Origin of the sequence: Bradyrhizobium australafricanum (genome assembly GCF_020329495.1) — a bacterium.
GTDB lineage: Bacteria > Pseudomonadota > Alphaproteobacteria > Rhizobiales > Xanthobacteraceae > Bradyrhizobium > Bradyrhizobium australafricanum.
Genome location: NZ_JAGKJL010000170.1, coordinates 1 through 1,412, shown reverse-complemented (window position 1 = coordinate 1,412; position 1,412 = coordinate 1). Strand labels below are relative to the sequence as shown.

The 1,412-nt window shown below is 60.6% G+C and carries 1 protein-coding gene; it reads right to left on the bottom strand.

From position 1 onward, the window contains the following. Positions 1 to 1,317: ISL3 family transposase (locus J6525_RS46330; protein WP_225649602.1), on the bottom strand; the 1,317-nt coding region annotated here is incomplete at its 3' end. Positions 1,318 to 1,412 lie beyond the last annotated feature (95 nt).

Below are 1,412 nucleotides of genomic sequence, written 5' to 3'. Positions count from 1 at the left end.
CGTGGCGAGTTCCGGAGCTTGTACAAACAGGTGGCAAAGAAACAGCCTGGTTTCAGCATCGATCTGATCTGAATCCTGGCTCAGATACCAAGCACAGCGACGACGCGATGGAGCTTTCCAGGCCGAGCGTGGTTGCGTTGCTCCTTCCGAGTCTGCACATGCAGATCTGTTTGCGGCCCATCGTGCGACGGTCACCCGGCTTCCGGTATAGCCTTGTTTCTGGAGTTCTCGCCACAATTGCTGTTCTACCTGACAGCCGGACGCCCATTGCGCTTCGAGCCATGCTTCAAAGCGCGCGAGAAGATGCGAAGGTCTGCGAGGACGCGAATGTTCCGGCTCGCCACCGGCAGACAGCCAGCGCTGGACAGTGCGCTGCGCGACACCGAGCAGTTGCGCGATTCTGGATGTCGGATAACCCTGCTCGCGCAGGCGACAGGTTTCATCCCAACGCTCCCGTCGCGCAGCTTTTCGATCCGCTCGCAATTGTGCAAGTCCCGGCGGTGACGGTGCACGGTCGATCGGCTCTCTTTGGGTGGACGCCATGATCTGCACGGCAGCGGCTACGTTGTAACGATGGCGACCGACTGCGTGGCGCATGGCTTCACCCATACTGTTGAGCAGATGCCAGCGGTCCGCCACCTGCACCGCGTCGGGTGCACCACGACGTGCACCATCGGCATAAAGTCCCGCACGATCGCGGGCCACAACCTTGATCCCTGGCCAGCGCTTCAGCCAATGCGTAACACTGTCGGCGTTACGGTCGGGAAGCAGATCAAGAACACAATTACGTTCCAGATCGCAGATGACCGTTCCATATCGCTGACCACGACGCCAAGCCCAATCGTCGATGCCGATGACGGTCGGGGCAACGAAATCCGGCAAGGGAGCCGAGTGAATCATTCGCAGTAAGGTGTCGCCGCTGACTGGCATGGCCAGTTTGCGCGACAGGCGCGAGCCAGGCTCACCGCCGACCGCAAAACCGATCGCCAGTTGGCTCTCGCCGAGGCGGGTTGTGCGTCTTGCTTTCGGTTGTACCGTTGCCGGCAGCCGTTCGGCGAATATCCGACGCGCACATTGCGAATTCACGCATCGAAACCGTCCCGCATGGAGCCGGATCTCGACGACCCGCCCCTGCCACGGCAGATCGCTCAAGCGGCGCACGTAATGGCTATGGACGCGACCTGTCTGGAAGTCGCAACAGGGACAGAGCGAGACCGTCGACTTCGGACGAGCAACAAGCACGACCTTGTCCGCTTGGGGAAGAACCTGGAAAATCGAAAGCTCGGGGGAAACCAGCGAGCGGAAGGCGTGGTGCAAGGCGAATCACGGGCGTCGATTGCGATTCCGACCTTATGCCCGCATTCATGCGGCTCGTGAATCCAGCGCTCTGCACCAAATATGCGGAAGAACCC